The organism is Cyanobium sp. LEGE 06143 (genome assembly GCF_015207535.1).
Classification (GTDB): Bacteria; Cyanobacteriota; Cyanobacteriia; order PCC-6307; family Cyanobiaceae; genus NIES-981.
On sequence record NZ_JADEWP010000197.1, the window covers coordinates 1 to 4,297 of the forward strand.

General features: G+C 69.6%; 4 protein-coding genes, 1 tRNA gene and 1 pseudogene. 2 read left to right on the forward strand and 4 right to left on the reverse strand.

All coding sequences use genetic code 11. From position 1 onward, the window contains the following. Positions 1-720, forward strand: a 720-nt coding sequence (locus IQ216_RS11965; RefSeq protein WP_193815632.1) for a PRC-barrel domain-containing protein, incomplete at its 5' end; no start/stop codon positions are given. A gap of 32 nt (positions 721-752) precedes the next feature. Here the strand turns inward: IQ216_RS11965 and msrB are convergent. The 3 genes from msrB to IQ216_RS11980 all read right to left on the reverse strand — a co-directional run bounded on the left by msrB (position 753) and on the right by IQ216_RS11980 (position 2,625). Continuing rightward, a complete protein-coding gene (gene msrB / locus IQ216_RS11970) occupies positions 753-1,193 on the reverse strand; it encodes a peptide-methionine (R)-S-oxide reductase MsrB (protein WP_193815633.1) in 441 nt (146 codons plus the stop codon). 25 nt (positions 1,194-1,218) lie between these two features. Beyond that, positions 1,219-2,532: a glycosyl transferase gene (locus tag IQ216_RS11975; RefSeq protein WP_370566738.1), complete on the reverse strand. Its 1,314-nt coding sequence runs from the start codon at positions 2,530-2,532 to the stop codon at positions 1,219-1,221. A gap of 11 nt (positions 2,533-2,543) precedes the next feature. After that, a tRNA-Leu gene (locus IQ216_RS11980) sits at positions 2,544-2,625 on the reverse strand. 165 nt (positions 2,626-2,790) lie between these two features. Between IQ216_RS11980 and accC the strand changes: the two genes are divergently transcribed. Then, complete coding sequence (gene accC / locus IQ216_RS11985) at positions 2,791-4,143, forward strand: acetyl-CoA carboxylase biotin carboxylase subunit (protein WP_193815635.1); 1,353 nt, start codon at positions 2,791-2,793, stop codon at positions 4,141-4,143. A 7-nt stretch (positions 4,144-4,150) separates the two neighbouring features. On the opposite strand, the pseudogene IQ216_RS11990 reads toward accC, so the two are convergent. After that, positions 4,151-4,297, reverse strand: a pseudogene (locus IQ216_RS11990) (YggT family protein); the annotation flags it as partial.

Here is a 4,297-nt window from a genome sequence, read left to right on the forward strand (position 1 = left end):
CGCTTCAGCAAGGTGATCAACTGCGATGTGGTGACCGAGGCCGGTCAGCAGCTGGGCAAGGTGCTGGGCTTCAGTTTCGACATCGAAACAGGCGAACTCACCACCCTGGTGCTGGGCGCCCTGGGCGTGCCGCTGCTGGGCGAAGGGGTGCTCAGCACCTGGGAACTGCCGGTGGTGGAGGTGGTCAGCAGCGGTCCAGACCGCATCGTGGTCTACGAGGGAGCTGAAGAGAAGCTCAAGCAACTCGGCACCGGCCTGCTGGAGAAGCTGGGCATCGGCGGCAGCAGCTGGGAGCAGGAGGAGCGGGAGCGCTTCCGCGGCACCATGGTGCCCGTGGAGAACCAGCTGGCCCCAGGCGTGCCCGCCGTCCAGGAGCAGCGCCGCATCCAGCCCGCCAGCAGCCAGGCCTTCGTGCCCGAAGCCGAGCTGGATTACGTGGAAGTGGAACAGCGCCGCGATCGGGCCCCCCTGCGCCAGCGTCGCTACCTCGACGACGACCTGCTCGATTCCGAACCGGAGCGAAGGCCGCTCACCAGAAGGGAGCTCGATGAGCCCCTGGATCGCGAGCCCCTGGATCGCGATCCCGAACCGCTGCAGGACCCCTATGGGCGCGAGGCGCGCCGCGAGCGCRGCTACGGCGCCCCCCGCCGCCGACCGGCCCCACCCAGCAGTTCCGAGGTCCTGGACGTGGATGCCGAAGACCTCGACGATCCCTGGTGAGACGGCTGCTTTGGTGAGAGGCCTGCTGTCAGTCAGTCGGCCTTGAAGCTGAGCGAGGCCGAGTTGACGCAGTAGCGCTGACCCGTGGGGGCAGGCCCGTCATCGAACACGTGCCCCAGGTGGGCATCGCAGTTGGCGCAGCGGATCTCGGCGCGCACCATGCCGTGGCTGCGGTCGATCAGGGTGGTGATGGCGCCGGGCTTCACCCCATCCCAGAAGCTGGGCCAGCCGGTGCCGGAATCGAACTTGCTGGCGCTGCTGAACAGTTCGGCGTCGCAGCAGACGCAGTGGTACATGCCCTGGCCCTTGTGGTTCCAGTAGGCACCGCTGAAGGGCCGTTCGGTGCCGCCCTGGCGCGCCACCCGGAACTGCTCGGGGGAGAGGCTCTGGCGCCACACCTCCTCACTGGTGGTGCGGGCCAGGCCACTCTCCACGCCGCAGGCGGAGGACTGGGGATCAGGGATGGCCGCCATGGGAACCACGCAAGGGAGCCCAACCCTAGGAATCGGGCTGGGAGCCCCGCAGCCCCGGGGGCAACAGCTCCATAACGAGGTCGGCCAGGGAGGCCACCGCCCCGGGGCGACCGCGCAGCTGGACCAGCTCGTCCCGCATGGCCGTCAGCCGCGCCGGGGAGGCCAGCCAGTCGGCGGCCTCGGCAGCGATCTGCGCCGGCGTGATCGGCCCCACCCGCTCAGGTACCACCAGCCGCCCGGCCGCGATGTTGGGGGAGGCCAGGAAGCCACGCTGACGCAGGCGCCAGAGGCTGAGCAGCGTTCCCAGCAGCGGGCGCAGCAGCGGCAGCCGTGCCAGCAGCCCCGCCAGGCCATCCCAGGCCTGCATCACGCCGAGGTGTTGGGTGGGCACCAGCACCAGCATCGGCACCGCCAGGGCAGCCAGTTCCGCCGTGTTGGCCCCCACCGTGGTGAGCGCCAGGCAGCACTGGCTGAGGCTGGTGTGGGCCGGGCTCTGGCGCTCCAGACGGATGCGAGTGCCGGCGGCCGTGATCAGGGCATCGCCCTCCAGGCTGAGGCTGGGCGGGCCGCCGCGGTAGGCCGCCGCGATCGGATTGGCCGGGCTGGCATGGCGCAACAGCCCCTCCACGCCGATCGTGGGGGCCAGGGGGAGCAGAAAGCGGCAGTCGGGCTGCAGGGCCGCCAGGCGATCAGCCGTGTCCAGCAGGAAGGGCACACCCACCTGCAGCTTGGCGGGCTTGGAACCGGGCAGCAGGGCCACCCAGTGGCCCGGCGGCAGAGGAGCGTCGCTGCGGGCACTCTCGGAGAGGTCCGCCATCAGATCCCCCACCACGCTGCAGCGGGAGCGCCAGCGCCTGGGCAGCCGGTCCGCGGCGCGGGGGCCCATGGCGGCAATGCGGTCGTTCCAGCGGGGCCAGCGGGCCACCCACTCCGCATAGGTGAGATGGCGATAACCGAGGCGGGCCGAGAGCAGAACGCTCCAGAACTGATCCCCCCCCAGAAACACCACCACCCCCTGGCGGGGCCAGGGGCCGAAGCGCCGGGGCCGCAGCAGCAGGCTCCAGAAGCGCCGCGCCGGCAGCGTGCGCTCGAACAGTCCCCAGCTGGCCGCGGCCCGGTGCTCCGTGCCGGTGCCATTGGGACACGGCACCAGCACCAGGTGAAGCCCGCAGAAAGGCTTGGGGCCCGCGGAGCCCAGGCCCAGGCGGCGGTGCAGGTGCTGGGCCAGGGGCCTCACCCAGGTGCTCAGCTCACCGGGGCCGTTGCTGACCAGCACGATGGCAGCGGCGGCAGTCCCAGGGGGGGTGACGGGCGCCGCAGTGGCCCTGGCCACAGGCAGGAGAAGAAAAATGCGGATGGCGAGACTTGAACTCGCAAGGCCGAAGCCACACGCCCCTCAAACGTGCGTGTCTACCAATTCCACCACATCCGCTTGATGGCACCAAAGGTTGGGCCAGGCCCATCCCGGTGCTGCGACGAACCGAGCCGGCCCATCGGCCCAGCACAATACCTAACGCTCCTCCCCGCGCCCGCCAGGGAATGCCGCAGTGAGCGCTGATACAGTCCGCCCTGGCCTGTACCAGCTGAGCGGCGGCGGATGTCCATCGGCAAAGTGCTGATCGCCAACCGCGGCGAGATCGCCCTCCGCATCCTGCGCAGCTGTCGGGAACTTGGCATTGCCACCGTGGCGGTGTACAGCACCGTGGACCGCAACGCCCTGCACGTTCAGCTGGCCGATGAGGCCGTGTGCGTGGGTGAGGCACCGAGCTCCAAGAGCTACCTGAACATTCCGAACATCCTGGCGGCCGCCACCTCCCGCGGCGCCGATGCGATCCATCCCGGCTACGGCTTTCTGGCCGAGAACGACCGCTTCGCCGAGATCTGCACCGACCACGGCCTCACCTTTGTGGGCCCCTCCCCCGAAGCGATCCGCTCGATGGGCGATAAGTCCACCGCCAAGATCACCATGCAGTCGGTGGGAGTGCCCACCATCCCCGGCAGTGAGGGCCTGCTGGAGCACCCTCGCCAGGCCGCCGAGCTGGCCGAGGCGATGGGCTATCCGGTGATGATCAAGGCCACCGCCGGCGGTGGCGGCCGGGGCATGCGCCTGGTGCCGGACGCCGATCAGCTCGAGAGCCTGTTCAAGGCCGCCCAGGGGGAAGCGGAGGCCGCCTTCGGCAATCCGGGCCTCTACATGGAGAAATTCATCGACCGCCCCCGGCATGTGGAGGTGCAGGTGCTGGCCGATCGCCACGGCAACGTGGTGCATCTGGGGGAGCGCGACTGCTCGATCCAGCGCCGCCACCAGAAGCTGCTGGAGGAGTCGCCCAGCGTGGCCATCGATGCCGAGCTGCGCCGTGAGATGGGGGAGGCAGCCGTGAATGCGGCCCGCACCATCGGCTACGAGGGGGCCGGCACGGTGGAGTTCCTGGTGGATCGCGCCGGCCGCTTCTATTTCATGGAGATGAACACCAGGATCCAGGTGGAGCATCCCGTCACCGAAGTGGTGACCGGCGTGGATCTGATCGCCGAGCAGCTGCGCATCGCCGGTGGGGAGCCGATCTCCGTGAAACAGGAAGACATCAGCCTGCGGGGCCATGCCATTGAGGTGCGCATCAACGCCGAGGACCCGCGCCAGAACTTCCGGCCCGCTCCGGGGCGCATCACCGGCTGGCTGCCGCCTGGAGGCCCTGGCGTGCGGGTCGACAGCCACGTCTACACCGGTTACGAGATCCCCCCCTTCTACGACTCCCTGATCGGCAAATTGATCGTGTGGGGGGTCGACCGCGACCACGCCCTGCGGCGCCTGCGCCGGGCCCTTTCAGAGTGCGCCGTCACGGGCATTCCCACAACCATCGAGTTTCACCTGCAGCTGCTGGATCGGCCTGAGTTCCAGAGCGGTGACGTGCACACCAAATTCGTGGAGCAGGAGATGCTGCCGATGGTCTGAGGCCCGCTCAGGCCACGGCGCTGGCATGGCGCATCGCCTGGGTCACCAGACCCTGCTGACCCACCAGCAGCTCCCGCACCAGGCTGATCAGACCCACCCACACCACCGGCGTCACATCCACCCCCCCGATCGGCTGGATCAGACGCCTGGTGGC